The organism is uncultured Aquimarina sp., from assembly GCF_947496855.1.
In the GTDB taxonomy this organism is placed as follows: domain Bacteria; phylum Bacteroidota; class Bacteroidia; order Flavobacteriales; family Flavobacteriaceae; genus Aquimarina.
Map to the genome: position 1 here is coordinate 175,438 of NZ_CANMED010000001.1, position 26,167 is coordinate 201,604.

At 33.5% G+C, this 26,167-nt stretch carries 18 protein-coding genes; 9 read left to right on the forward strand and 9 right to left on the reverse strand.

The annotated features are described in order from the left end of the window. Positions 1-273: 273 nt before the first annotated feature. Positions 274-1,671 (reverse strand): class II fumarate hydratase, encoded by a 1,398-nt coding sequence (gene fumC, locus Q0921_RS00870; RefSeq protein ID WP_299251883.1) that lies wholly within the window; start codon positions 1,669-1,671, stop codon positions 274-276. Positions 1,672-1,855: 184 nt separating this feature from the next. Between fumC and Q0921_RS00875 the strand changes: the two genes are divergently transcribed. Then, positions 1,856-2,032 (forward strand): hypothetical protein, encoded by a 177-nt coding sequence (locus tag Q0921_RS00875; protein ID WP_299251886.1) that lies wholly within the window; start codon positions 1,856-1,858, stop codon positions 2,030-2,032. Positions 2,033-2,108: 76 nt separating this feature from the next. Here Q0921_RS00875 and Q0921_RS00880 read toward each other — a convergent pair whose 3' ends face one another. Continuing rightward, a complete protein-coding gene (locus tag Q0921_RS00880; protein WP_299251890.1) occupies positions 2,109-4,547 on the reverse strand; it encodes a TonB-dependent receptor in 2,439 nt (812 codons plus the stop codon). Between the two features lie 290 nt (positions 4,548-4,837). Between Q0921_RS00880 and Q0921_RS00885 the strand changes: the two genes are divergently transcribed. Beyond that, entirely contained in the window at positions 4,838-5,392 is a 555-nt protein-coding gene (locus tag Q0921_RS00885) for a conjugal transfer protein TraO (RefSeq protein ID WP_299251892.1), read from the forward strand. 73 nt (positions 5,393-5,465) lie between these two features. Next, a complete protein-coding gene (locus Q0921_RS00890; protein ID WP_299251894.1) occupies positions 5,466-7,583 on the forward strand; it encodes a DUF5011 domain-containing protein in 2,118 nt (705 codons plus the stop codon). 81 nt (positions 7,584-7,664) lie between these two features. Here the strand turns inward: Q0921_RS00890 and arsC are convergent, their stop codons facing one another. Together arsC and prfB are read right to left on the reverse strand one after the other, a co-directional pair. Further along, positions 7,665-8,006 (reverse strand): arsenate reductase (glutaredoxin), encoded by a 342-nt coding sequence (gene arsC, locus Q0921_RS00895; RefSeq protein ID WP_299251897.1) that lies wholly within the window; start codon positions 8,004-8,006, stop codon positions 7,665-7,667. A gap of 11 nt (positions 8,007-8,017) precedes the next feature. Further along, a protein-coding gene (prfB, locus tag Q0921_RS00900) for a peptide chain release factor 2 (protein WP_299251904.1) occupies positions 8,018-9,116 on the reverse strand; the annotation gives its coding sequence in 2 pieces (ribosomal slippage) (positions 8,018-9,052 and positions 9,054-9,116; 1,098 coding nt in all). Positions 9,117-9,223: 107 nt separating this feature from the next. Between prfB and Q0921_RS00905 the strand changes: the two genes are divergently transcribed. Both Q0921_RS00905 and Q0921_RS00910 read left to right on the forward strand, forming a co-directional pair. Continuing rightward, positions 9,224-11,635 (forward strand): zinc-dependent metalloprotease, encoded by a 2,412-nt coding sequence (locus tag Q0921_RS00905; RefSeq protein ID WP_299251909.1) that lies wholly within the window; start codon positions 9,224-9,226, stop codon positions 11,633-11,635. Between the two features lie 51 nt (positions 11,636-11,686). Further along, positions 11,687-12,700 carry a low specificity L-threonine aldolase gene (locus Q0921_RS00910; protein WP_299251914.1) on the forward strand — a complete coding sequence of 338 codons (1,014 nt, stop codon included), beginning with the start codon at positions 11,687-11,689 and terminating at the stop codon, positions 12,698-12,700. Positions 12,701-12,769: 69 nt separating this feature from the next. Here Q0921_RS00910 and Q0921_RS00915 read toward each other — a convergent pair whose 3' ends face one another. Then, the gene (locus Q0921_RS00915) at positions 12,770-13,090 is read right to left on the reverse strand and encodes a YegP family protein (protein WP_299251919.1); all 321 of its coding nucleotides are present in this window, start codon (positions 13,088-13,090) and stop codon (positions 12,770-12,772) included. Between the two features lie 237 nt (positions 13,091-13,327). On the opposite strand from Q0921_RS00915, the gene Q0921_RS00920 reads away from it, so the two are divergent. Further along, positions 13,328-14,431, forward strand: coding sequence for an OmpA family protein (locus tag Q0921_RS00920; protein WP_299251925.1), 1,104 nt, complete (start codon positions 13,328-13,330; stop codon positions 14,429-14,431). 65 nt (positions 14,432-14,496) lie between these two features. On the opposite strand, the gene Q0921_RS00925 is transcribed toward Q0921_RS00920, so the two are convergent. Beyond that, on the reverse strand, positions 14,497-14,820 hold the full coding sequence (locus Q0921_RS00925) for a YbaB/EbfC family nucleoid-associated protein (protein ID WP_299251929.1): 324 nt from the start codon (positions 14,818-14,820) through the stop codon (positions 14,497-14,499). Between the two features lie 145 nt (positions 14,821-14,965). Between Q0921_RS00925 and Q0921_RS00930 the strand changes: the two genes are divergently transcribed. The 3 genes from Q0921_RS00930 (at position 14,966) to Q0921_RS00940 (ending at position 19,567) form a co-directional block, all read left to right on the forward strand. Further along, positions 14,966-17,026: a S9 family peptidase gene (locus Q0921_RS00930; RefSeq protein WP_299251931.1), complete on the forward strand. Its 2,061-nt coding sequence runs from the start codon at positions 14,966-14,968 to the stop codon at positions 17,024-17,026. Between the two features lie 91 nt (positions 17,027-17,117). Next, complete coding sequence (locus tag Q0921_RS00935; protein WP_299251934.1) at positions 17,118-18,158, forward strand: PLP-dependent cysteine synthase family protein; 1,041 nt, start codon at positions 17,118-17,120, stop codon at positions 18,156-18,158. A 149-nt stretch (positions 18,159-18,307) separates the two neighbouring features. Further along, positions 18,308-19,567, forward strand: a complete 1,260-nt coding sequence (locus Q0921_RS00940; protein WP_299251937.1) for an aminotransferase class I/II-fold pyridoxal phosphate-dependent enzyme — start codon at positions 18,308-18,310, stop codon at positions 19,565-19,567. Positions 19,568-19,970: 403 nt separating this feature from the next. On the opposite strand, the gene Q0921_RS00945 is transcribed toward Q0921_RS00940, so the two are convergent. The 3 genes from Q0921_RS00945 to Q0921_RS00955 form a co-directional block, all read right to left on the reverse strand. Next, a complete protein-coding gene (locus tag Q0921_RS00945; protein ID WP_299251940.1) occupies positions 19,971-21,089 on the reverse strand; it encodes a GNAT family N-acetyltransferase in 1,119 nt (372 codons plus the stop codon). Positions 21,090-21,468: 379 nt separating this feature from the next. Next, positions 21,469-22,986, reverse strand: a complete 1,518-nt coding sequence (locus Q0921_RS00950; RefSeq protein WP_299251943.1) for a RagB/SusD family nutrient uptake outer membrane protein — start codon at positions 22,984-22,986, stop codon at positions 21,469-21,471. A 50-nt stretch (positions 22,987-23,036) separates the two neighbouring features. Then, the gene (locus Q0921_RS00955) at positions 23,037-26,072 is read right to left on the reverse strand and encodes a TonB-dependent receptor (protein WP_299251947.1); all 3,036 of its coding nucleotides are present in this window, start codon (positions 26,070-26,072) and stop codon (positions 23,037-23,039) included. Positions 26,073-26,167: the final 95 nt, after the last annotated feature.

Sequence of the window (26,167 nt, forward strand, 5' to 3'; positions counted from 1 at the left end):
TATTTTTTTTAATAAAAATTCAGATTCTATTCAACAACTTTACACAACGATATTATGAAACCATTTCGTATTAATTTCAAATTTTTGAAAAAATTTTTAAAAGAACTTCCAAAGGCTTGTAGCCACGCGATACACAGATAGGATGTAATTGTATATTGGAATAAACAGAATATTAGAATTTTGGGGGAAATTCTAGTACTTAGTTATAATAATGGGGACAAAAAACCGGATGTATATTCATCCGGTTTTTTATTTGGGCTAGGGTTTCTGTTTTTATTTAAGAGCTCCAACCATATCTTCTGGTTTCACCCATTGATCAAATTCTTCTTCTGTAACATAACCTAAAGCAACAGCTTCTTGTTTTAAAGTAGTGCCGTTTTTGTGCGCTGTATTAGCAATTTCGGCAGCCTTATAATATCCGATTTTGGTGTTTAATGCGGTTACTAGCATTAATGAATTATTTAATAATTCTGTTATTCTTGCCTGATTTGGTTCTATTCCTTGTGCACAATGTACATCAAAAGAAACACAAGAATCACCTATTAATTGAGCACTCTGTAATAAGTTAGCTGCCATAACAGGTTTAAATACATTAAGCTCAAAATGTCCTTGCATTCCGCCAACATTAATAGCAACATCATTACCCAATACTTGGGCACAAACCATGGTTAAAGCTTCACATTGAGTTGGGTTTACTTTTCCAGGCATAATTGAACTTCCAGGTTCATTAGCTGGAATGATAAGTTCACCAATTCCACTTCTTGGTCCTGAAGCTAACATTCTAATATCGTTTCCTATTTTATTAAGAGATACAGCAATTTGTTTTAATGCTCCATGTGTTTCTACGAATGCATCATGAGCCGCTAGTGCTTCAAATTTGTTTTCTGCGGTGATAAATGGTAAACCAGTAAATTGAGCAATAAATTCTGATACTCTTTTAGCATATCCTTTAGGCGTGTTTAAACCAGTTCCAACCGCAGTTCCACCTAAAGCAATTTCTGCTAAATGTGGTAATGTGTTTTCTAACGCTTTAAGACCGTGATCCAGTTGAGAAACATATCCAGATAACTCTTGTCCAATGGTTAGCGGAGTAGCATCCATAAAATGCGTGCGACCAATTTTCACAACATTTTTATAAGTTTCTGATTTCTTTTTTAGTGTATCTCTTAGTTGCGTAATACCAGGTATAGTAACTTCTAGAATCTTTTTGTATGCAGCAATATGCATACCAGTAGGGAATGTATCGTTAGAAGATTGAGACTTGTTTACATCATCGTTAGGTTGGATAGTTTTTTCTCCTTCTCCAATAGTTTTTCCAGCTAATTGATGTGCACGATTGGCAACAACTTCATTTACATTCATATTACTTTGCGTACCAGAACCAGTTTGCCATATTACTAATGGAAATTGATCATCGTGTTTTCCTTCTAGAATTTCATCACATACCTGTGCAATAAGATCTCTTTTTTCAATAGGTAGAACTCCAAGTTCACAATTAGTGAAAGCTGCAGCCTTTTTAAGATATGCAAAACCGTATACTATTTCTAAAGGCATAGAACCCGGTGCGCCAATTTTAAAGTTGTTCCTTGAACGCTCTGTCTGAGCTCCCCAAAGTTTATCAGCAGGCACTTTTACTTCGCCCATTGTATCTTTTTCTATTCTATATTCCATAGCTGTGATGATTTGTTTTTCGAAGGGCAAATTTAAGAATTTGCGTAGCTATTTCTGAATAAAGAATGTACTTTTTAAAAAGGAATCGTATTAAAGTTTTAGTTTTGAAAATAAATCATATTTATGTTATGAGATAAAAGGAAGAGTTATTATCTTTGGCAAAAATTGAAATTAGATTACTGTTATGTTCGAATTTGATCAATACCTTGGTTTTTTAGCATTCTTAACAATCCTTACAATAGGATTTTGGTTGATGATATTTTTGTTAACCTTTGTGGTTCCTTACTGGATTTTTGGAGCTACTATTGAAAACTTTAAGTTAAAACAAGAAGCTAAACGTAAGGCTAGGGAACAGGCTTAAGTAATAGTATTAGTTATATATAAAAGAAGGGAATTGATTTATCAATTCCCTTCTTTTATTTGAAGCTTTTAAATATTTATCCTTCGAATTCTTCTCCACTACCATTAAGATTTCCTCTAGAACGTTGTCTCTTCTTTTTCTGATTGAACCTGTAAGTAAATGATAAATTAAAACTTCGCTCTCTCCATTGAAATTCACTATCAGTAATAAAAGTTTCCGTAGTTGATACGCTTTGACGCTTTCTGCTATTAAATAAATCACTTATATTAAAAGTCAAAGAAGCTTTATCTTTAAAGAGATCTTTACTAAAAGCAAGATTTACACTTAGAAGACCTTCTCTTTTGGTTTGAGCATCTTCACTTGGTCCAGCATAAAAAGCTGTGGTTTGCCAATCTATTTTTGCTGGTAGTGTAATTTTGTTATTAAGTCGAGCAAACCAACTGAAGTTATCTGCATCAAAGTTTTGTCCATTAAAATCTCCTTTTATATTATTTTGGAATGCATTAAAGTTTCCATTAATTCTCCATTTTTTACTAGGGTTGTAGGTTAATGTAAATTCGAATCCATATCGATCAGAACTTGATAAGTTTATTGGAGTTCTCCTGATTACTGGCACTACCGTTCCATCGCCTATAGTTGCAGTATCTCCAGTATCTTCCGATATAAATGTAAATACTTGTGTAGAAAGATTATAATAGATGGAGGAATTGATTGTAAGTTTTCCTAGTCTATTTAAATATCCAAGATCGAATACGTTGGAGTAACTTGGGTTAAGGTCAGAGTTTCCTTGAAATATATTAGTAGCACTTGATCTAGAAGGAAAAGGATTGATAAATCGAGAACGTGGCCTTCTTATTCTGCGATTATAACCAAGTGTCAAACTTTGTTTATCTGTTAACTTGTATCCTAGATTTATTGTTGGAAACAAATCACTATATATTTTTTTGTTGAAATCTCCGCTGGTTTTTTGATCAATGGTGATTCTCGTACTTTCCAACCTTAGTCCTAGCAGATAAGAAAATTTTCTTATTTTACTTCCATACTGAGTATAAGCGGCATTTACTTGTTCTCTGAAAATTAAATTGTTTGATAAATTTGTATCTGTAGTTACTGAACCATCATTGTCAAATTGTACTAAGAATTCTGTATCTAATTCATTAAAGTTTCCTCTATACCCTAATTCAAATTGACTTTTTTCGCCAATAGGTAAAACATAATCAGTTTGTAAAAGAATACGATCTTGTTTTTCTAAAGTGTTCACAAGTTCTATCGTAGAAATATTTTCTTGTGTGATTCTAGAATTTTCATCTTCCTCACTATTTTCTAATTGAAAATCAAAAGTAAGTTTATGTCCACTGTCATTAAAATCTTTATTGTAATTAATAGAGTATTGTTTAGTAATGTCTTCTTCTACCTCTGGATCAAAACGTAGGTTACTACTTAAAATATTTCCACTAGCATCAGGTTCTGTGATCAAATTGGTTGTATTACTTTCATTGTCACTGGATCGATATAGAAAAGAAGTAGTAATCGAAGAACTATTGTTAATATACCATTCTACTCCCACATTAGTATTAAGACCTTTTCGTATTCTATCAAAATCTCTTTGTTCATTTAGAAAAGTATCTGGTTCATCTATCTGAGTATTCGAATTAAAATTAAAAAATTGTGTTTCAGATAAAGAATTTCCAGGAACTTCACGATAATTATAACCCGAAGTTGTGAAAAAATTTAGATCCCCAGCTCTGTAATTTAAGTTTCCAGATATTCCAGCTTGCAATGGATATCCGGTGTTAAGTGTTAGAGCTCCATTTAATCCTTGTAATTTACTTCGTCTTAGGATTATATTTAGAATACCTGCAGTTCCTTCTGCATCGTAACGAGCAGAGGGAGAAGTGATCACTTCTACGCGTTCGATAGACTCTGCAGGGAGTTGTCGTAATGCATCGGTACTATTTAATCCAACAAGACCAGAGGGTTTACCATTAATTAGAATTCTTACATTATCATTTCCTCTTAGTGCTACATTTCCTTCTACATCTACAGAAACTGAAGGAACATTATCTAAAACATCACTTACCGTTCCTCCACTAACAGTAAGATCTTTTCCTACATTGTATATTTTCTTATCTAATTTAATTTCTACCGTAGTTTTTTCTGCGATAACAATAACATCATCCAAAGATTCTGTATCTAATCCAAGTCCGAGAGTTCCTAAATTTGTACTTTTAAAAAGCTTTTGTTTCGCAAGTGTTTTTGTTTTGAATGAAATATATTCAACAGAAACATTATAAATACCTTTTGGTACTTGAATACTGAAATTACCGTTGGGTTCAGTTATACCTCCAGTAACAATTTTGTTTTCTTTTAGACTTATAAAAGAGACAGTAGCATATTCTAAAGGTTCTTTGGTTTCATCGTCGATAATTTTTCCCGTTATCTGTATTTCACTTTGTTGTGAATAGGATGATGTACCAATTATTATGGTAAATAACAATAAAATAGTCTTTTTCATATTTTTTTGAGAGCAAGTTTCCAAAAATATAATTAGGTCGGAAAGATTACGGTTAAAGAGGTGTTAAATAATGTATTAAGTTCATTGTAAGTCTATTGTGTGTTCAAGTTGTTGTGATAAATTAACAAAAAAGAGATAATGCTTATATTTTTTTATGATTTGAAAGAATTTAGTTACAAGAAAGACACAATATTTATAGTGCAAAATACGTTTCGGTTTTTTAGTTTTGCAGCTGTTTTTAAGGGAAAATGCAAAAAATAAATATTATCAAAAATTATAAAATAGAGTTTATGAAAAAACTTATAAGTACTAACTTGTTATTAGTAGTCTTTATTCTTTTTTCTTCCATTACGACGTATGCTCAGAGTCATAAAACAGCATTGTCGTTAACGGGTGGTTATGTAGATGGAGGTTTTGCCGGAATAGCTGCGTTTGATTATAAGGTAAATGAATTTGATTATTTACAATTCAGTATCCAAACTAATTTCACAAAATTAGATTATGAAGATATAAAAATACCTGTTAATTTATATGCTTTTAATGCAGGGTTCTTTTTTGATGTACTTAGGAATAATAAGAGAACATTTGCACTTGCTCTAGGTGCAGGTGGGACAGTAGGTTCCGAGACTATTAATAATGGTGATGAGATTCTAGAAAATAATCAGGTTTTGAATATTGAAACAAGTAATGTAGTTTTTGGAGCATATGCAGGACTAGATGCGGATATATTTTTAATTCCTACAGTTGCAATTAATATTAAAGCCCAAGAGATATATCACTTCAATAGCGATATTGGAGAATTAACTCCTTATTTTGGTGTTGGAATTAAATTAATATTAAAATAATTTTTTCAGAAAGAAACTTTTAAAAGAGAGGTTTTTGATAATCAAATTATTAAAATAAATAAACATACTACAGATGAAAAAATTTTATCAATATGTCGTTTCAGGTATTATCCTATTATTTATCGGGATTGCCTGTACAAAAGAAATAACAGATGATTTAGTAGTGTTTTTTAAAGTAGAGTTTAGCGAAACTACAATAGAAACATTTGTAGATACTAAGAAAGCATCTCAATTTACTATAACTGGTGGAGGTGATATTAATGTAGGGGATTACCAGATAAAATATAATGTGACAGAAGGAGCAGGATCATATTTTTTGAATTCTGTAGCTGTAACAGAAAATCAATTTGTTGATTTACCTGATGGTCCTGAATACACTATAGAATATGAAGGAACTGCAGTTGGTACTAATAAGGTAACTTTAACTATAAGAGATCAGTCTAATAGAGAAGAAGAATTTGTGTTAACATATAATGTAAATGATACAGATTTTACATTTGATGTGACAGCATCTCCTGAAGCTATTACGTATGTTAATGGAGAAATCGATTTAAACCTTAATATCGAAGAGATTAGTTCTGCAACTTATGATGTACAATATGTCTTTGAAACGCCAGATGCAGATGTGTTAGGAACTGGAAGTATTACTGCAAATGGAGTTCAGGTAAATCCGGAGACTGCTGTGGAAGTTCCAGTTGGTGATATTATCTGGAAGTTCGGAGGACTTACCGTTGGAGTTGTTGAGTTTACACTTACAGCAACTAGTAGTTTAGGTATTGCTAAATCAAAAATCATTAGAATAGAAGTAGGAGAAACACCTGACTTTACATTTACAGCAACAACTATTGAACCTACTCTAGCAACCAATACAGCTATTGATATTAATTTCGAAATTGTAGAAACTGTAAGTAGCTCATCATATACAATGACGTACAGTTCATCGCAAGCAGGAAGTTTTGTGTATGAAGACGTGATATATCAACCAGGAGAAGACATTCCTGTTGCAATAGGAGTATCTACAGGACAATATACTGGTACTGTTATGGGAGACCATGATGTAGAATTTATTGTTGCTAATGCGAATACAACTCCTGTCACTAGATTATCAGAAGTTAATCTTACTTTTATTGATCTTGATACAGATGCACCAGTTATTGATCTTAATGGTGCAGCGATGCTTCAGATAGCTGTTTTTGATTCGTATATAGAAACTGCTACAGCATTGGATGATACAGATGGGGATTTAACTGATCAGATAGTTTTCGGTGGTGATTTTGTAGATACAAATACGCTGGGGTCTTTTACAAGAACTTACAATGTGATGGACTCTTCTAATAATACAGCAGAAGAAGTTTTGCGTACAATTAATGTAATTGACGATGTGATCCCTGTTATTAGCATCCTTAGTCCTTCAATAAATATTCCTGTTGGAGAAGCTTTTACAGAAACAGTTACCGCTTCAGATAATTTTGATGGTAATATCACCAATCAAATTGTATTTGGAGGTACCTTTGTTAATACAAATACTGTAGGGACTTTTACGAGAACTTACAATGTTATGGATTCTTCTGATAATGAAGCTGTCGAAGTTGTGAGAACAATTAATGTGGTGGATAATGTAGCTCCAGTAATTACTTTGATTGGAGCTCCTAGTGTTTTAGTCCAATTGGGTGGTAGTTATACCGATTCTGGTGCTACTGCTTCGGATAATGTAGATGGAAATTTAACTTCTGAAATTGTTACAACAGGAGTTGTAGATCTAAATACTGTAGGAACATATACTATAACATATAATGTATCTGATTCTGCAGGGAACGAAGCTACAGAGGTTACCAGAGAGGTTATAGTATTTAATGTAACTACAACACCTACTTGGGATTTAAGTACAGGTCTTTTGACAGCTAATGCGGGTGACACTGTGGAAATTAGTGTCAGTTCAGGAGGAAGTACGGGGTACACTATTCAAGTAGAAGCTAGAGCAGACTCTCCATCAGGTGCATTACTTGGTAGTTTGAGTGCGGGAACCAGTAACTCTAGTGATTCAGACCTTTTTGTAATGCCAGCAAGTGGGCAAGTATATATTAGAGGGGAACATAATAGTATAGGTAGTGGATCCACTTTAGTTGTTGCTGTAGGGGGAGTTACAATTGCTTCCGAGAATATGGGGCCTTCTTTACCAGTTCCAAGATAATAGAATATTATAGTATTTTAATCTTAAAGAGTAATACAAAAAAACAGAGTCGTTTTCTTATGAAAACGACTCTGTTTTTTTTTACAGAATATCTACAACTTTTTCAGGAGGCCTTCCAATAATTGCTTTATTGTTTTTTATTACAATAGGCCTTTCAATAAGTTTTGGATGCTCACACATAATTCTTATAAGCTGATTATCTGTTAAGGTTTTGCTTTTAAATTCTTGTTTCCAGATTGCTTCATTTTTTCTAACTAAGTCAATGGGTTTTATTCCTAGAAGATCTATGATTTTAGATAATTTTTCTTCAGTCAGAGGCGTGTCTAGATACTTAATAATATTCAAATCCTCATTTTTTTCTTCCAAAATGGCAAGACATTGTCTAGATTTGCTGCATCTTGGATTATGATATATTGTTGTCATACCTGTAGTTATTAATCTTCAATTCTTTGTCCCATCATCATAAGATATGCTTTTAAGAAAGCATCAATGTTTCCATCCATAACAGCATCCACATTTCCAGTTTCTTCTGCAGTTCTCACATCTTTTACGAGTTTATAAGGGTGCATTACATAGTTGCGAATCTGAGATCCCCATTCAATTTTCATTTTAGAAGCTTCGATTTCATCTCTTTGCGCTTGCTGTTTTTTGAGTTCCAATTCAAAAAGTTGCGATTTCAGCATTTGTAGGGCTTTTAATCGGTTTTCTTGCTGCGACCTAGTATCCGAACATGAAATTTGAATTCCAGTAGGAAAGTGGGTAAGTTGTACTTTAGTCTCTACTTTGTTTACATTTTGTCCTCCAGCACCACTAGATCTAGAGGTGATGATTTCATAGTCGGCAGGATTAATGTCAATTTCAATACTATCATCCGCTAGTGGATATACGTATATGGAAGCAAAAGAGGTGTGTCTTTTAGCATTACTATCAAAAGGAGAAATACGTACTAATCTATGTACTCCATTTTCACCTTTAAGCCATCCAAAAGCATACTCACCATCGATTTCTAAGGTTACCGTTTTGATTCCAGCAACATCTCCTCCTTGATAGTTAAGTTCTCTAATTTTATAACCTTGTTTTTCCGCCCACATTAGATACATACGCATAAGCATGCTAGCCCAATCGCAACTTTCTGTTCCTCCGGCTCCAGCTGTAATCTGGATTACAGCACTCATGCTATCACCTTCTTCACTAAGCATATTCTTAAACTCGAGATGTTCTATAAGTTCTAAGGCAATGGAATGGCGTTCATCTACTTCCGTTTCTGTTGCATCTCCCTCTTTATAAAACTCATAAAGAATTTCGAGATCATCAACAAGGGTAACACTTTTTTCATATTCAGAAACCCATTTTTTTTCTGCGTTAAGAGCACGCATTAGTTTTTCTGCTTCTTGGGCATTATCCCAAAAATCAGGGGCATACGTTTTTTCTTCTTCGTTAGCTATTTGGATAAGTTTGGCATCAATGTCAAAGATACCTCCTTAACGCAACCAGGCGCTCCCTAAGATCTTGTAAAGTCTCAGTATTAATCATATTTCAGTTATTTTTGACAAAAATAGGATTTAACAGTTCAGTAGGAAATAATTTTACTATTATTTTATAGTTTTATTGTTTTTTCAAATCACATAAATCATTTCAAGATGAAAATAAATATTACTTGCTTGTTTTTAATAGTTTGCCATTTTCTTTCGGCACAGTTTCTGGAAAAACAAAAGGATTTAAAATCTTATAAAGGGTATTTTAATTTTCATTATAGTGAAAGTAAGGATGAGATATATTTAGAAGTTAATAAATTAAACACAGAGTTTTTATATGTTCATTCGTTAGCCACAGGTTTAGGATCTAATGATATTGGACTAGATAGAGGACAAATAGGGGGTGGTGTGGTTGTAAAGTTTCAAAAAGCAGGAAACAAATTGTTATTAGTGCAACCTAATAAAAGATATAGAGCTATCACGGAAAACAAGCTCGAGAAAAAAAGTGTAGAACAGGCATTTGCCAAATCTGTATTATTTGGTTTTCCTATAAAAGAAAAAAAAGAGAGTAGCTATATTATTGATTTAACACCATTTTTGTTGCAAGATACTCACGGTATCATTAATAGATTAAAAAGTCAGAAAGAAGGTGTTTATAGTGTGGATAAAACTAAAAGCGCCTTAAGTTTGGAAAGAACAAAGGCCTTTTTGAAAAATGTAGAGTTCGAAGCGTTAATAACATATAAAGGATCCCCTAATCGAGGAAAGATATGGTCTGTAGCGCCAGATTCGAAGTTTCTCACCGTACTCCAACATCATTCTTTTGTAGAATTACCAGACAATAATTATAACAAACGAGAATTTGATCCTAGGAGTGGAGCTTTATCAATATCTTATCTAGATTACGCGACACCGATACAGGAGCCTATCGTAAAAAGATATATAACTAGACATAGATTAGAAAAGAAAAACCCAGAGCTAGTTATAAGCGAAGCTAAAGAACCTATTATTTATTATTTAGATCCAGGAACTCCAGAACCAGTAAGATCTGCTTTATTAGAAGGTGCAAGATGGTGGAACCAAGCGTATGAAGCCATTGGATTTAAAGATGCTTTTCAGGTAAAAATGCTTCCTGAAAAAGCAGATCCCATGGATTTAAGGTATAATGTAATTCAGTGGGTACATCGGTCTACGAGAGGATGGAGTTATGGAGCAAGCGTTGTAGATCCTAGAACAGGAGAAATATTAAAAGGACACGTAAGTTTAGGTAGTTTAAGAATACGTCAGGATTTTCTTATTGCGCAAGCTTTATCAAACAAACCTTTTGCGGATACTGATGATAATTATAAGCCAATGTTAGAAATGGCTCTTGCTAGGATTCGTCAATTGTCAGCACACGAAGTCGGACATACGATAGGGTTTGCACATAACTTTGCTGCAAGTACCAGTAATAGAGCATCGGTCATGGATTATCCACATCCAACCATCCGTTTAAAAGATAAAGAAATAGACTTCTCTGATGCTTATGATACTAAAATAGGAGTTTGGGATAAAGTAACAGTGGCTTATAGTTATTCAGAATTTGACAAGAAAGTAGATGAAAGTCAGCAGCTCAATAAAATTTTAGACAATGCTTATGCTTCCGGGTTGCGTTTTATTTCTGATAGTGATGCAAGACCTAAAGGAGGAGCACATGGTTTAGCGCATCTCTGGGATAATGGAAAAAGCCCTTCTGAAGAATTAAAGAATGTACTAGAAGTTAGAGAAACTGCAATTCGTAATTTTTCAGAAGATAATATAAAAACGGGTGAAACGTATTCAGTTCTAGAGGATGTATTCGTTCCTTTATACTTTTTTCATAGATATCAAACAGAAGCGGCAGTAAAGTTGATAGGCGGCCTTAATTATAATTATTCGACCAAAGGAGATAAACAAACAATTGTAGAGGTAATTTCAGAGAAAGAACAAAAAGAAGCACTAGAACAAATACTGAAAACGTTATCTCCTGAAGTTTTGGCTATTCCTGAAGATAAACTAAAATTGTTTCCGCCAAGAGCTTTTGGTTATGGTCGTTCCAGAGAATCTTTTAATAGTAAAACAGGTGTAGCTTTTGATGCACTGAGTGCTACATCTACTGCCAGTGATATGAGTTTGTCCCTATTACTGCATCCGGAAAGAATTTCGCGTTTAGTACAGCAAAGTAGTCTAGATCCAAAACAATTGGGAGCATCAGAAGTTTTGGATAGATTGATCAAAGTAGTTTTTGAGTCTAAACCTAAAAATAATTATCATAATGAAATTCAGCATACGGTAAAAAGTAATACATTAAAACATCTAATGAACTTAGGTGTTAATAGTAATAGTTATTCTCAGGTAAGAGCTTTGGCGTATGCTTCTCTAAACAACGTTAAAAATCTATTGAATACTGAAAAAGCAAAAGATTCAAACACAGTTTATAATGACTACTATTTAAAGCAAATTCAGGATTTTATGACTAATCCTGAGAAATTTAAAATAGTACCTTCGCCAAAAATTCCAGATGGTTCTCCAATAGGAAGTTTTAGATGTGAGTTTTAATTGATTTATAACATTGATAGCAAATAATAAACGTTTTAACTAGAATAGTATATGATAATAGATCTTAGGAGTGATACAGTTACTAAACCTACCCCAGAAATGCTAAATGCAATAATGAATGCAGAAGTGGGAGATGATGTGTATAAAGAAGATCCAACAGTTAATGCTTTAGAAGATAAAATAGCCAACATGTTTGGTAAAGAGAGTGCTTTGTTTTTTCCATCTGGTAGTATGGCAAATCAGGCGGCTATTAAATTACACACGCAATCTGGTGAACAACTTATTGCAGATAAATATGCCCACGTGTTTAATTATGAAGGAGGAGGAGTTTCTTTTAATAGTGGAGTTTCGTGTAAGTTGATTGATGGGAATAGAGGTATGATAACAGCTAATCAAGTTCTAACATCTATTAATCCACCAGATTTTTATCATAGCCCTTTAACAAGTTTAGTCTGCGTAGAAAACACTACTAATAAAGGTGGAGGCGCTTGTTATGATTTCCAAGAAATTATTAAAATCAAAAAAGTGTGCACTGATCATAATTTAGGATATCATTTGGATGGAGCACGGTTATGGAATGCTTTAATAGCTATGAAAGAAGATCCTAAACAATATGGAGAAGTATTTGATACCATTTCTGTCTGTCTCAGCAAAGGATTAGGAGCCCCAATGGGTTCTGTTTTGATTGGAAATCAGGAAATTATGAAAAAAGCTATTCGGATTAGGAAAGTCTTGGGAGGGGGTATGCGTCAAATCGGATATATGGCAGCAGCAGGATTATATGCAGTAGAAAATCACATAGACCGTTTGCAAGAAGATCATAGAAAGGCAAAAGAGATTGGAAAGGTTTTAAAAGAACTATCCTTTGTAACTGGTGTTGAGCCTATCGATACAAATATTATTATATTTACTATCAATGGTAATGAAGAGGAGTTTATAGCAAAGATGGCTGTAAAGAACATTCACTTTTACGGAATGGGGCAAGGAAAGCTTAGGTTTGTAACACATTTAGATTATACCCAAGAAATGCACGAATATTTTTTAGGACTATTACAAACGCTATAAAAAAGTAAAGCTGTTCAAAATTAAATGAACAGCTTTATTTAAAATTATAAAATATAACATTTATTATATCTAGATTTCTGTAGTTTCAGCTTCTGATGCATTTTCTTTTACAGAATTAATACCGTTTTCCATTCCTGATTCAGAAGAATACATCTGGCTGCTACCAATTACCTGACCATTTGATGCTTTTAGATTAAAAAAGAATTTTCCGTCCTTGGCGGTTTTTCGTTCATACCTTCCATTCTCAACAGCATTTTTTTGTATAGAAGCTATTCCATTAACAGCGGCAGCTTTACTGTTATAAACCTCACTACTTAGAATGACTTGTCCGTTTTTAGCTTTTAAAGTGAAATGATAACTGGATCCCTCTTTATTTTTGAGTTCAAACATATTGTCGATTTTTTAAAGAATTTTAGAATGATTTTGTTAAAAATATAGAATAAAAAGCAGAAAGAAAAATATAAAAAAACACAAATAAGGTTTTTTTTTGGTCTTTTGTCGAATAAAAGAACAATACATCGAAAATACGTCTATTTTGTTAAATGTTAATTTTAACATTTCCTTTTCATCTTTATAATTTCGTACCTTTAAATGTAACATAATAATAACCACAAAAAATCATCAACTATGAAAAGACACATTCTATTCGTGTTTCTTGCAATTGCAGGAATTACTGTTCAAGCTCAAGACCTTCCACCTAACCCAGAACCTGGAAAATGCTATGTACGTTGTACAACTCCAGATATCTATGAAAACCAAACGGTAGAGGTGCAAATTACACCAGAATATAAAAAATTAAAAACCTTTCCAGCTACTTTCGAGACTGTAACTGAAAAAGTATTAGTAAAAGAAGAAGGAAAAAAACTTACTACTATTCCCGCTAAATATAAAAATGAAACTGTAACTTTTATTAAGAAACAAGCAGCTTCAAAATTAGCAGTTATTCCTGCTAAATTTGGTAAAGGAGCAGAAACAGTAGAAATCAAACCAGCTTACGCTCAGTGGGAACTTGGGTCACCAGCACCTGATTGTGCATCAAGTAATCCAGATGATTGTCGTTACTGGTGTTATAAAGGGTATCCAGCAGAGTTTACTACTGTACCGATCCAGACATTAAGTTCGGATGCTTCTACTACAAGTTCTGCAATTGCAGAGCAACCTAGTTCATATACGAAAAGAGTAATAGCAGAACCAGCTCGAGTAATTGAAGCAGTAATTCCTGCAGAATATGCAACTATTACTAAAACGGTTATGGTTAAGGATTCATATAAGGAAGAAGTAGTTGTTCCTGCCACTTTTAAAACAGTAAGCAAGGAAGTGCTTACTCAAAAAGGAGGATTAACAAGTTGGAAAGAAGTAGAGTGTTCTTTAGTTGAATATTCTGCATTACCAATTAACTGGAATTTAGGGAGTGCTACATTAACTGCTCAAGCTAAAAGTATCATTGATACAAGGCTAATGCCAGTATTAGAGAATAATGCAGGATCTAAAATGGAAATTGCCTCTCATACAGATGCTAGAGGTTCTAAATCAAATAACAAAAGCCTTTCCGAAAGAAGAGCGCAAGCTGTAGTTACATATTTACTTTCTAAAGGTGTAAACGGTAGTCGATTGGTTGCTAACGGTTATGGAGAAAATAGATTAAAGAATAGATGTGCTGATGGTGTTACTTGTACTGAACGTCAACATGCGTCAAACCGTAGAACAGAATTTAGATTAATCAATAACTAATTCGTTATTGTATTATAGATATAAAAGAGGAAGCAATTTGCTTCCTCTTTTGTTTTTTTTAGATTTTATTTGAATAAATCTAATCCAGGAATATTTGGCATTCCTTCTTTAGCCACTGCAGCTAGTTCAGCTTCATTAACTGCTGTTGCACTTCCAATCGCCTTATTAAGCGTAAGAATTAGATAATCCTCTAGTTGCTCTTTATCATTTAGCAATTCATCAGCAATAGAAATACTTTTAATTTCACGATTAGCAGTAATTGTAACTTTAAGAAGATTATCTGTACTATTCTCATCTACTAAAACAGTATCTAATCTTTTTTTTGTTTCTTCAACTTTTTTCTGGGTTTCCTTTAGTTTACCCATCATTCCCATCATATCTCCAAACATTGGTGTTTTTTTTAATGATTAATTAAGAACAAAATTAGTATTTTACTTGTTAATAAACTAAGAGATTATTGTGAAAAGCCATAGAGTTATATGATCGTTAACTATTACTTTTGCAACTTCTCGTAACTATATTAAAGAAAGAACATTGGAGATAGAAATTCACAACCCAATCGCAGACAAAAAAGCTACACATCTGGAAAAACATGATGATGTTCGTGTCGATAATTATTTTTGGCTTAATGATAAAGATAATCCAGAAGTGATCGATTACTTAAAACGTGAAAATGACTATAATGATAAAATGACCGCTCATACGAAGGGTTTTCAAAAAGATCTTTTTGAAGAGATGAAAAGCCGAATTAAAGAAGACGATGCTTCTGTGCCTTACAAGCTAAATGGATATTGGTATATTACACGCTATGAGACTGGAAGAGATTATCCTATATATTCTAGGAAAAAAGAAAATCTTGATGCTCCTGAAGAAATATTATTCGATTGTAACAAAGAAGCAGAAGAGCACGCTTATTTTAAAATGGTCGGATTAAATGTGAGTCCAGATAATACGTTAATAGCTTTTGGGTTAGACACCATAAGTAGAAGGAAATATACGATACGTATTAAAAACCTTATAACAGGTGAGATATATCCGGATAAAATCGAAACTACAACTGGAGGGAGTACTTGGGCAGCAGATAGTAAAACACTGTTTTATACTAAGAAAGATAACGAAACACTAAGATCCTATAAAATTTTCAGACATACTCTGAATACAAATTCGGAGAATGATGATGAGGTTTATCACGAAAAAGATGATACGTTTAATACTTTTGTTTATAAGACAAAATCCAAAAAATACATAGTAATAGGATCTAGTAGTACACTAACTTCTGAATATCATATCTTAAAGGCAGATAATCCTATTGGAGATTTTACTGTGTTTCAACCTAGAATTAGAGGATTAGAATATGGAATAGCTCACTACGAAGATAGTTTCTATGTATTGACCAATGCTGATGCAGCCAAGAATTTTAAGTTAATGAAGGTTTCAGAAAAAGATACTTTGAAAGAAAACTGGAAGAATCTTATTTCTCATCGTAAAGATGTTTTGTTAGAGGATGTTGATATTTTTAAGGAGTATCTGGTAATAAGCGAGCGAAGTAATGGATTAAATAGAATTAATATTAAGAAATGGGATGGTACTGATGATTACTATCTTCCATTTGATAATGAAACTTATACAGCCTATGTAAGCACCAATGTGGATTTTGATACTAAAACACTTAGGTATGCCTACAATTCGTTAACCACTCCCAATTCGGTCATTGATTTTGATATGAATACTAGAGAAAAGGAGGTTAAGAAAGAACAAGAGGTGTTAGGAGGTAATTTTGATAAGAATAATTATATCTCTGAACGGGTATGGGGAACTGCAATTGATGGAACTAAGGTGCCAATTTCATTAGTTTATAAAAAAAACATTAAAAAAGATGGTACTAATCCGTTACTTCAATATGCCTACGGATCATACGGTTCTACGATAGACCCATACTTTTCTACAGTACGTTTAAGTCTATTGGATAGAGGATTTATTTATGCAATAGCACATATACGAGGAGGAGAATATCTTGGACGTTCCTGGTATGAGGATGGTAAATTATTTAAAAAGAAAAATACATTCACTGATTTTATTGATTGTTCTAAATTCTTGATTGAAGAAGGATATACATCATCCGAGCACCTCTACGGAATGGGTGGTTCAGCGGGTGGTTTATTAATGGGAGCTATAGTAAATATGGCACCAAAGTTGTACAATGGTATTGTGGCTGCTGTACCTTTTGTAGATGTTGTAACCACTATGCTGGATGATAGTATACCGTTAACAACTGGAGAATATGATGAATGGGGTAATCCAAACGAGAAAGAATATTATGATTATATGAAATCTTATTCGCCTTATGATAATGTGGTAGCGCAAGAATATCCAAATATGTTAGTGACTACGGGATTACACGATTCTCAGGTACAATATTGGGAACCTGCAAAATGGGTAGCTAAGTTAAGAGAGTTAAAGATAGATACGAATCAATTGTTATTGCATACTAATATGGAAGCTGGTCACGGAGGAGCTTCAGGAAGATTTGAAGCGCTTAAAGAAGTTGCCGAAGAGTATGCTTTTTTGCTAGATTTAGAAGGGATAAAGAATTAATTAAAAAAATTAACGTAACTTCGTAGCGTTTTTGTAACAGTTTGTAGACTCCCCTTTTTCAGTTCTACCAACTTGTGTAAAACACAACCTTATGAGAGAAAATATACAGGCTTATAATAATGTTTTAGAGCTTATAGGTGATACCCCACTTGTAAAATTAAACAAAATTATGAAAGGCTATCCAGGAAATTTCTATGCAAAAATAGAATCTTTCAATCCTGGACACTCCACTAAAGATAGAATTGCACTTTATATTATAGAAGAAGCGGAAAAAAAAGGTATCCTAAAACCTGGTGATACTATTATTGAAACTACTAGTGGAAATACTGGTTTCAGTTTAGCTATGGTAAGCGTCATAAAAGGCTATGATTGTATACTAGCAGTTAGCTCTAAATCTTCTAAGGATAAGATTGCTATGCTCAAGAATATGGGAGCAAAAGTGTATGTGTGTCCAGCGCACGTAAGTGCTGATGACCCGAGATCCTATTATCAAGTGGCTAAGAGACTTCATCAAGAGATAAAAGGTTCAGTTTATATAAATCAATATTTTAATCAATTGAATATTGATGCACACTATAATTCTACTGGGCCAGAAGTTTGGAATCAAACGAACGGTCATATAACTCATTTTGTGGCATGTTGTGGAACAGGTGGAACTATTTCAGGAACTGCCAAATATCTAAAAGAGAAAAACAGCGCGATAAGAGTGTTAGGAATTGATGCCTACGGTTCTGTTTTAAAAAAATATCACGAAACTAAAGAATTTGATGAAGAAGAGATTTACCCTTATCGAATTGAAGGTTTAGGTAAAAACCTTATTCCGAGTGCAACAGACTTTGATGTGATTGATAAGTTTGAAAAAGTAAGCGATGAAGATAGTGCACACACGGCAAGAGAATTGGTAAAAACAGAAGGAATGTTTCTGGGATATACTAGCGGAGCAGCTATACAAGGTGTAAAACAATTAGCGAGTCAAGGAGAATTTGACGAGAATAGTAATATTGTAGTTATTTTACCCGATCACGGATCTCGTTATATGAGTAAGGTGTTTAGTGATGAGTGGATGATGGAGCAAGGATTTTTCGATAGTATTCATGAAGAAGATGCTACAAAAGTTCAGTTTGTTAAGTAAAATTTAATAATAGAAAAACGTGAGCATCTGATATTGTACAGGTGCTTTTTTGTGAAAAAATAGTTTATAATAGTGATTTTGGATATAATTATGCTATCACGTCAATTTTCTGTATTTTCGCACACTTAAAGAAATCAAATTTGCGGTAGATGAGAGATTTATTTGATAAAATATATGAGGACAAAGGACCTTTGGGAAAATGGGCAGATCAAGCAGAAGGATATTTTGTTTTTCCTAAGTTAGAAGGGCCAATATCAAATAGAATGAAGTTTCAGGGTAGAGAAGTAGTTACCTGGAGTATTAATGATTATTTGGGGCTTGCTAATATGGAAGAAGTTCGTAAAGTGGATGCTGAGGCTGCAGCTGCTTATGGTTCTGCGTACCCTATGGGTGCTAGAATGATGAGTGGACATACAGATCTTCATGAACAATTACAAAATGAACTTGCTGAGTTCGTACATAAAGAAGCATCCTATTTATTGAATTTTGGATATCAAGGAATGGTATCCACGATTGATGCGTTGGTAAGTAAAGATGATATCATAGTATATGATGTAGATGCGCATGCTTGTATTATTGATGGGGTTAGACTGCATCAAGGACAAAGATATACCTATCGTCATAATGATATTGAAAGTATAGAGAAAAATCTTATGAGAGCCACCAAAATGGCTCAAAAAACCGGAGGAGGAATTTTATTAATCTCTGAAGGGGTTTTTGGAATGCGTGGTGAGCAAGGAAGGTTGAAAGAAATAGTAGCACTAAAAGATAAATATAATTTTAGATTATTTGTTGATGATGCTCACGGTTTTGGAACATTGGGAGCTACTGGAGCAGGAGCAGGAGAAGAACAAGGAGTTCAGGATGAAATAGATGTATACTTCGCTACATTTGCTAAGTCTATGGCGAGTACAGGCGCTTTTATTGCTGCAGATCAAGAGATTATAGACTATTTAAAATATAATTTACGTTCGCAGATGTTTGCTAAATCATTGCAGATGCAATTAGTGGTTGGAGCACTTAAGCGATTAGATATGTTGCGTACCATGCCAGAGTTAAAAGCAAAACTTTGGGAAAATGTAAATGCTTTACAAAATGGATTACGAGATAGAGGTTTTGATTTAGGAACTACACAAAGTTGTGTAACTCCAGTATACTTAAAGGGGAGTATTCCTGAAGCGATGGCATTAGTTAAGGACCTTAGAGAAAATCATGGAATCTTTTGTTCTATTGTCGTGTATCCTGTTATTCCTAAAGGGTTAATATTGTTGCGATTAATTCCTACTGCTTCTCATACAATGCAAGATATTGAAGAGACGTTACATGCATTTTCTGCAATCAGAGAAACTTTAGAAAACGGAACCTACAAAAAAATGTCTGCTGCCCTTGCGGAAGCAATGGGAGAGTAAGAAGAATTAAAAACATATATAAAACTAAAAAATCCGTTAATTAATGGATTTTTTAGTTTTATATATGTTTCTGAATGTATTAAGAATGTGGTAACTCAAAAAGAATTCAAGGATTAAAGCAAGTTACGCTGCAGTATATGTGGTTAGGTGTACAATCAAAATCATTATAGCACCAAAGACGCTCTGTATTTAGATGACCACCGCCGTTAATAGCTTTTTATTTTCCTTTGTTTAGCTATTGGAATTCCATAAATTTTCAAAAGATTTTCTAACATAATATTGAGTTTTTAGATTTATATAAGATCTTAAAATCAAAAAGATCTATATATTATGTTGATTAATTTAGAAATTATATTGGTTAATTTTCCTACTCAAAAAAGAATAGTTTTATTCGACAGGTATTTTAAAAATCTTTTCTGTATGTTCTTCGCATTTTATGCTGCTCGTGCTCATAATCATTCCATAAGGCTTGTATGGCTTTATTCTCCACCAGCTCTGGATTGGTCTCTACCATTTCTATACCATTACGAAGAAAAGTTTCATTCATTTCCTTAAATATAAGTGCAGTGACCCCTTTGTTTTGATATTCTGGATCAACTCCAATAAGATAAAAAGCAGCAGTGTCATTTCTTCTTTGTGCTTTAAGAATATGTAGAAATTTTAATGGATATATTTTACCATTCATTTTTTTCAAAGCTTTAGAGAATGATGGCATAACAATCGAAAAAGCAATCAATTTTCCATTTTTATCAGCAATGCAAGTAATGTATTCAGGGTTTAAATATGGTAAGTATTTTTTCTTATACATTTCTATTTGGTACTGCTGTATAGGTACAAATGTCTGTAAACTACTGTATGTTTTATTCAGTAAATCAAACATATCATCTGCATATTTCAATAACTCTTTACTTTTCTTAAATTTAAGTAATTGAAGTTGATAACGTTCCTTAATAATTTTTGCAAACTTGATTACCTTTTCTCTAGTTTCTGTAGGGACTTTAATTTTGTATTCTACCCAAGTCGCTGCATCTTCAAAACCAAGTTGTTCCATATGCTTTTGATAATATGGATAATTATACCAGGTAATCATAGTATTAAGTTCTTCAAACCCTTTAATTAGTATACCTGCCTTATCCATATTAGAAAATCCTACAGGACCTTCCATATATTCAAGAGAATGTTGTTTTCCAAACTCCGCTACTTTTTCTAAAAGAGCTTTGGTAACTTCTATATCATCATTGACATCAAACCATCCAAAACGGACTTTTAATTTTTGTTGCTCTTTTACTTCAATCCAATTAATAATTGCTGCTATTCTTCCTACTATCTTGTCATTTTTGTATGCTAAGAAATATTTAGCCACCGCATTTTTAAAAACGGGGTTTTTTTTGGGATTCATTACATCTAATTCTTCTTTAATAATAGAAGGAACGTAATAGGGAGAGTCTTTATATAATTCAAAAGGAAACTTAACAAATGTAGTCAAATCTGCTTTGGAGGTAATTTCTTTAATCGTAATCATACAACTTCGCTAGTTCATAACAAATATATGACCCTTTTATTAAACATTTTAATGGAAACGCTTCAATTTATGAATCAATCGATAACTTATTAGTATTAATTGTTTACGTAACAGATTTGAATAAAAAAATACTCCATTGACCAACCTAATGATCAATGGAGTAAAGGATACATAACAAACAATAATTTTACTTATTATTCATACACACACAACTTTAGTATCCAGGATTTTGACTAATCTTTAATTAGTTGCATTTACTTCGCTAGTAGAAGTCTAACTAAATCAAACCATTAATGATTTTAGAAGGCTAATTCAACTCATTTTTATGGTTTTATTACATTTCTCCAGAGCGATTATATATTTAAAATATTGTTATTATTTAATACCCATCATTTTGAGATAAATTAGGATTTCTTAGTACTTCTTCATTTGGAATAGGCAATAAATAATCGCGACCTACATCAAAGTTCGCTTTTTGCCCTTCAAATCCAGTTGAACCAAATACTTCTGTTCCCATTTTTCTTCTAGCAATATCATACCATCTTTTAAATTCGAAGGCTAGCTCTAATCTGCGTTCTTCTAATACCATAGTTCTAAAATCGTCCTGAGACAAACCAGAAGCATCAGCCGGGAAATCAGAACCATTTCGAGCTCTAGCTCTTACTCTATTTACATACTGATGAGCTTCTTCGCTTCCACCGTTAATTTCATTTAATGCCTCTGCTGCTATCAACAATACCTCTGCATACCTCATTGTAGCATAATTAGTTTCTGATGCCCGACCATTTCCATTAGCCGTTGCTCCTATGAATCGAGTATATTTAGCAATATGAGGACGGTTTACTGCTCTTGTATTAAAATCCGTAAATACCGTATAAGGTTCCACAATACCATTAAAAATTCCGGTAGCATCAAAACTCACAGTTTTTCTATAATCTCGGTCATCCCAGGTGTCAAAAACTTCTAAAGAAGGTACAGCAACGGACCAACCACCACCAAGGTCATATTGTTCATCTGATCTAATTCCTGTTAATGGTGGTGCATAATCGGTTCCATCATCACTTTGATTAATGTTTCTTATTGCCTGAAAATCAATTGCAAATAATGGTTCTTGTGAAGCATCTTGTTTGGACGAATCAAATAAATCTTGGAAATTAGATTCTAAACCTAATTGATAGGTGCCTTCGTTGTCAATTACCTCTTTGGCCTTATTATAAGCCATTTGGTAATTCCCGATAGTTAAGTATACCAAAGACAAATAAGAAGTAGCTGTAGCCTTTGCCGGTAATGTTCTTGTTGTTTGTGTGTTAGGTAACCAGGTTTCAGCGAATTCTAAATCTGCAATGATGTTTTCATATACTTCGGTTGTTGGTGTAGAACCTATAGAAGATGCGGTTTGAATATCGGTAACAGGCGTATCTAAATAGGGGATATCCCCAAAAAGTCTCACCATATGAAAATAAGTGAATGCTCTCATAAAATATGCTTGAGCAATAATTTCATTTTCTTCTGCCTCATCTGCATCTAATAACTCCGCTCCCGCAATTGCTTGATTTGCTGCAGCAATGGTTTGGTACATCGCAGGCCAAAAATCATCAATCATTCCATTATCTGACAATACTGTAAAATCATTGTGATCAATTCTTCTCTGTGCAGTGGTCGGATCTCCAATATCTACCATATCACCACGTACCATAATGGTTAACGTAAATTTTCTTCCCCAAATATCTTCGTGTCCCACACGACCATAAGTTCCGTTTACAGCTACCTGTAAATCATCTAAAGAACTAAAAAAACTTTCTGGAGCCAAAATTCCTACCGGATTTTCTTCCAAATCCGAACATCCTATTGTTGAGACTATTGTCGACAATAAGAATAAGATTTTAATTGTTTTCATATGTTTTTATTTTATTACTAATGTGTTATAATATTTTATTAATCAACTAGTTAAAAGGTTACGTTAATTCCGAAATTAACTGATCTAACGGTTGGGTAATTTCCAAAATCAAAACCTCTTGTAGTATTAGCATTTGTAGAGCCACCAGATCCGCCAGATCCAAAAAAGCTGGCTTCTGGATCTAAACCGGAGTAATCTGTGAAAGTCAGCAGGTTTTGACCACTAACAGAAACTCTCACCTTATCAATACCCATTTTTTCAGTTACAGTATTTGGTATAGTGTATCCTAAAGCTATATTTTTTAACCTCACATATGTCCCATCCTCGACAAAACGAGAAGTAAGAATTTTTTCGGTTCTTAATGCTACACGCGGTACATCTGTATTAGTGTTTGTTGGTGTCCAAGCATTCAATATATCGGTAGAAGCATTAGAATCTCCAGCGTCTAATTGAATTGCAGTAAGGTTTGCAACATCACCTCCTACAGCACCTTGAAAGAAGATATTTAAATCAATGTTTTTATAGGTGAAATTATTAGTAATACCGAATGTGAAATCTGGTGTAGGATCCCCAATAATTTTCTGATCATCTGTATTGATAACACCATCAGCGGTACCATTTTCATCAGGTATATCTGTAAATAACTGATCTCCTGCTTGTGCTCCTGCAAAAGTAGCAGTTCCTTCTGGCAAGTCTCCTCCTTGGTACACCCCTCTATATTCATACCCCCAGAAAACTCCAGCAGCTTCTCCTTCTCTTAAAAGGTGTGTGTTCTCAGTGTTAAAATAACCAGGAGAAGCATCTAAAAACACATCAATACCTCCTATTAACGTCTCAACAGTATTTGTATTAGTAGACCAATTAAAGTCTGTAGTCCAGGTAAAATTATCTTTAACAATGTTTCTTGTATTTAAAGAAATTTCAAATCCTTTATTATTAATCTCCCCAATATTTCTAATACTAGCTGTGGTTAAAAATCCAAGATATTCTGGCTGACTCGCATCGGCTAAAAGTAAATCTTCAGTATCTATATTATAATAATCTAAGGAGAGAGAAATTCTATTATTTATAAGTCCTAAATCAAAACCAATATTGGTTTGGTAAGAAGATTCCCATTGCAGATCTGGATTTGCAGCTTGATCTGGAACAACAGCTCCAACCACATTTCCATTTATAATTCCTAATACGGTTTGGAATCTAGCTAAAGACTGATAAGCACTAATTGCTTGATTACCCGTCACACCATAACTAGCTCTAAGCTTTAGGTTGGAGATAGTACTGTTATCTTTCAGAAAACTTTCATTAGAAATTTTCCATCCTATAGCAGCAGAAGGGAAAATAGCACTTTGATTATTTACAGCAAAATTCGACGAAGCATCTCTTCTTACCGTAGCAGTTAACAAATAACGATCATCATAGTCTAGATTTAATCTTCCAAACTGAGATTGAATTTCTATTTCAGAAAAAGATGAAGTAGGTGTCAATGCAGTGGTTCCTCCTGATAGATTGAAAAAAGAAAATGTATTTGAGACAAAGCCTTCTGCTCCTGCAGAAGAAGTTTCTGTAGTATTTTTTTGATAAGAATATCCCGCTAGTAACGTTAAATCGAACTTACCGAATTCTTTATTATAGGTCAGATAATTTTCACTGATTACACTTGTGTTTCTAACATTTGATATAATAGCTCTTCCTCCAACATCTCCAGCAGTAATTCGTAAAGTAGAAGGCCTAAAAAGCCCATTTGTTTGATTTCGAGTACTAAAACCAAATGTAGTTTTAAAATTTAGTCCATTTAGGATTTCATAATCGGCATATAAATTAGCTCTGTAATTATCGGTTTTAGTTTCATTGATCCCTTCTGTTGCAATAGCAAAAGGATTATCAACATCATCACCAACAGAGTTAATCGTATTTACCCCATTTTCATTCAATATTCCTAAATCTGGAGCAAATCTAAAGGCTAAAGAAACTACATCATCACCACCTCCGTTAGCAGTTTGACCTGTAGATTGTGTTGGAACACCATCTTGAGCTCCTCTACTACCAAAAAGATTGATCCCTAACTTTAACTTATCGGTCATCTGGGCATCTATATTGGATAGGAAAGTTACTCGTTCGAATTCTGAATTAATAATAACACCTTCTTGTTTAAAATAATTTGCAGAAGCATAAAAATTTATATTATCGCTTCCTCCTGAGAAAGAAAATTGATGATCCGAAGTACTACCGCTTCTATATAGTAAGTCTTGCCAATCTGTATTGGCAGGCCCTTGAACATAGGCAGGATTTAATTCTTGCTGATACGCTGCAAATTGATCCGCATTTAATAAATCTAGTTCATTAGTAATATTTTGTACCGAGTAATTCGAATTAATATCAATAGATAATTTTCCTTTTCTACCTTTTTTTGTAGTGACTAGAACGACTCCATTTGACCCTCTAGATCCATAAATAGCTGATGCAGAAGCATCTTTAAGTACTTCTATGGATTCTATGTCATTTGCCTGAGGAAAAACAGCGCCTACAAAACCATCTACAACAATAAGCGGATCACTGTTTGCGTTGATCGAGGTATTTCCTCTAACTTGGATGTTAACAGCAGATCCAGGCTCACCTCCATTATTGGATTGAACCACCACACCAGCTGCACGTCCTTGAAGTGCTTGTGCTGCATTCAACACAGGAAAAGCCGTTAATTCATCCGATTTTACAGAAGATACAGAACCTGTTACATCACTTTTGCGCTGAGATCCATATCCTACAACAACGATTTCCTCTAATGCTTCAGAATCTTCTTCCATAGATACATTTAATGTAGTCTGCCCTGATATGGTAATATTTTTTGTGATAAGGCCTATGTAAGAGAATTGTACCACATCTCCCGAATTTACATTTATGGTGTATTTCCCGTCAAAATCCGTTACTGAGCCCGAAGAAGTTCCTATAATAAGGACGCTCACACCTGGAATGGGTGTATTTGTTTCTATTGACGTTACAGTACCTGTTAACTCATAACTTTCTTGCCCATATGAGATAAAATGATACAATAACGATAGTAGTAAAGCTATAGTTATTTTGTGATTCATGTGTAATAGTTTCAATGATTAGTTTTGTTTCAGATATAAGCCTATCTGCTTTTTTTAAGCTATTTGGACTTGTGTGTTACTTAACTAAACATTAA

Coding starts and splice junctions, on each gene's coding strand:
- fumC (WP_299251883.1), bottom strand. CDS start 1,671: ATGGAATATAGAATAGAAAAAGATACAATGGGCGAAGTAAAAGTGCCT.
- Q0921_RS00875 (WP_299251886.1), top strand. CDS start 1,856: ATGTTCGAATTTGATCAATACCTTGGTTTTTTAGCATTCTTAACAATC.
- Q0921_RS00880 (WP_299251890.1), bottom strand. CDS start 4,547: ATGAAAAAGACTATTTTATTGTTATTTACCATAATAATTGGTACATCA.
- Q0921_RS00885 (WP_299251892.1), top strand. CDS start 4,838: ATGAAAAAACTTATAAGTACTAACTTGTTATTAGTAGTCTTTATTCTT.
- Q0921_RS00890 (WP_299251894.1), top strand. CDS start 5,466: ATGAAAAAATTTTATCAATATGTCGTTTCAGGTATTATCCTATTATTT.
- arsC (WP_299251897.1), bottom strand. CDS start 8,006: ATGACAACAATATATCATAATCCAAGATGCAGCAAATCTAGACAATGT.
- Q0921_RS00905 (WP_299251909.1), top strand. CDS start 9,224: ATGAAAATAAATATTACTTGCTTGTTTTTAATAGTTTGCCATTTTCTT.
- Q0921_RS00910 (WP_299251914.1), top strand. CDS start 11,687: ATGATAATAGATCTTAGGAGTGATACAGTTACTAAACCTACCCCAGAA.
- Q0921_RS00915 (WP_299251919.1), bottom strand. CDS start 13,090: ATGTTTGAACTCAAAAATAAAGAGGGATCCAGTTATCATTTCACTTTA.
- Q0921_RS00920 (WP_299251925.1), top strand. CDS start 13,328: ATGAAAAGACACATTCTATTCGTGTTTCTTGCAATTGCAGGAATTACT.
- Q0921_RS00925 (WP_299251929.1), bottom strand. CDS start 14,820: ATGTTTGGAGATATGATGGGAATGATGGGTAAACTAAAGGAAACCCAG.
- Q0921_RS00935 (WP_299251934.1), top strand. CDS start 17,118: ATGAGAGAAAATATACAGGCTTATAATAATGTTTTAGAGCTTATAGGT.
- Q0921_RS00940 (WP_299251937.1), top strand. CDS start 18,308: ATGAGAGATTTATTTGATAAAATATATGAGGACAAAGGACCTTTGGGA.
- Q0921_RS00945 (WP_299251940.1), bottom strand. CDS start 21,089: ATGATTACGATTAAAGAAATTACCTCCAAAGCAGATTTGACTACATTT.
- Q0921_RS00950 (WP_299251943.1), bottom strand. CDS start 22,986: ATGAAAACAATTAAAATCTTATTCTTATTGTCGACAATAGTCTCAACA.
- Q0921_RS00955 (WP_299251947.1), bottom strand. CDS start 26,072: ATGAATCACAAAATAACTATAGCTTTACTACTATCGTTATTGTATCAT.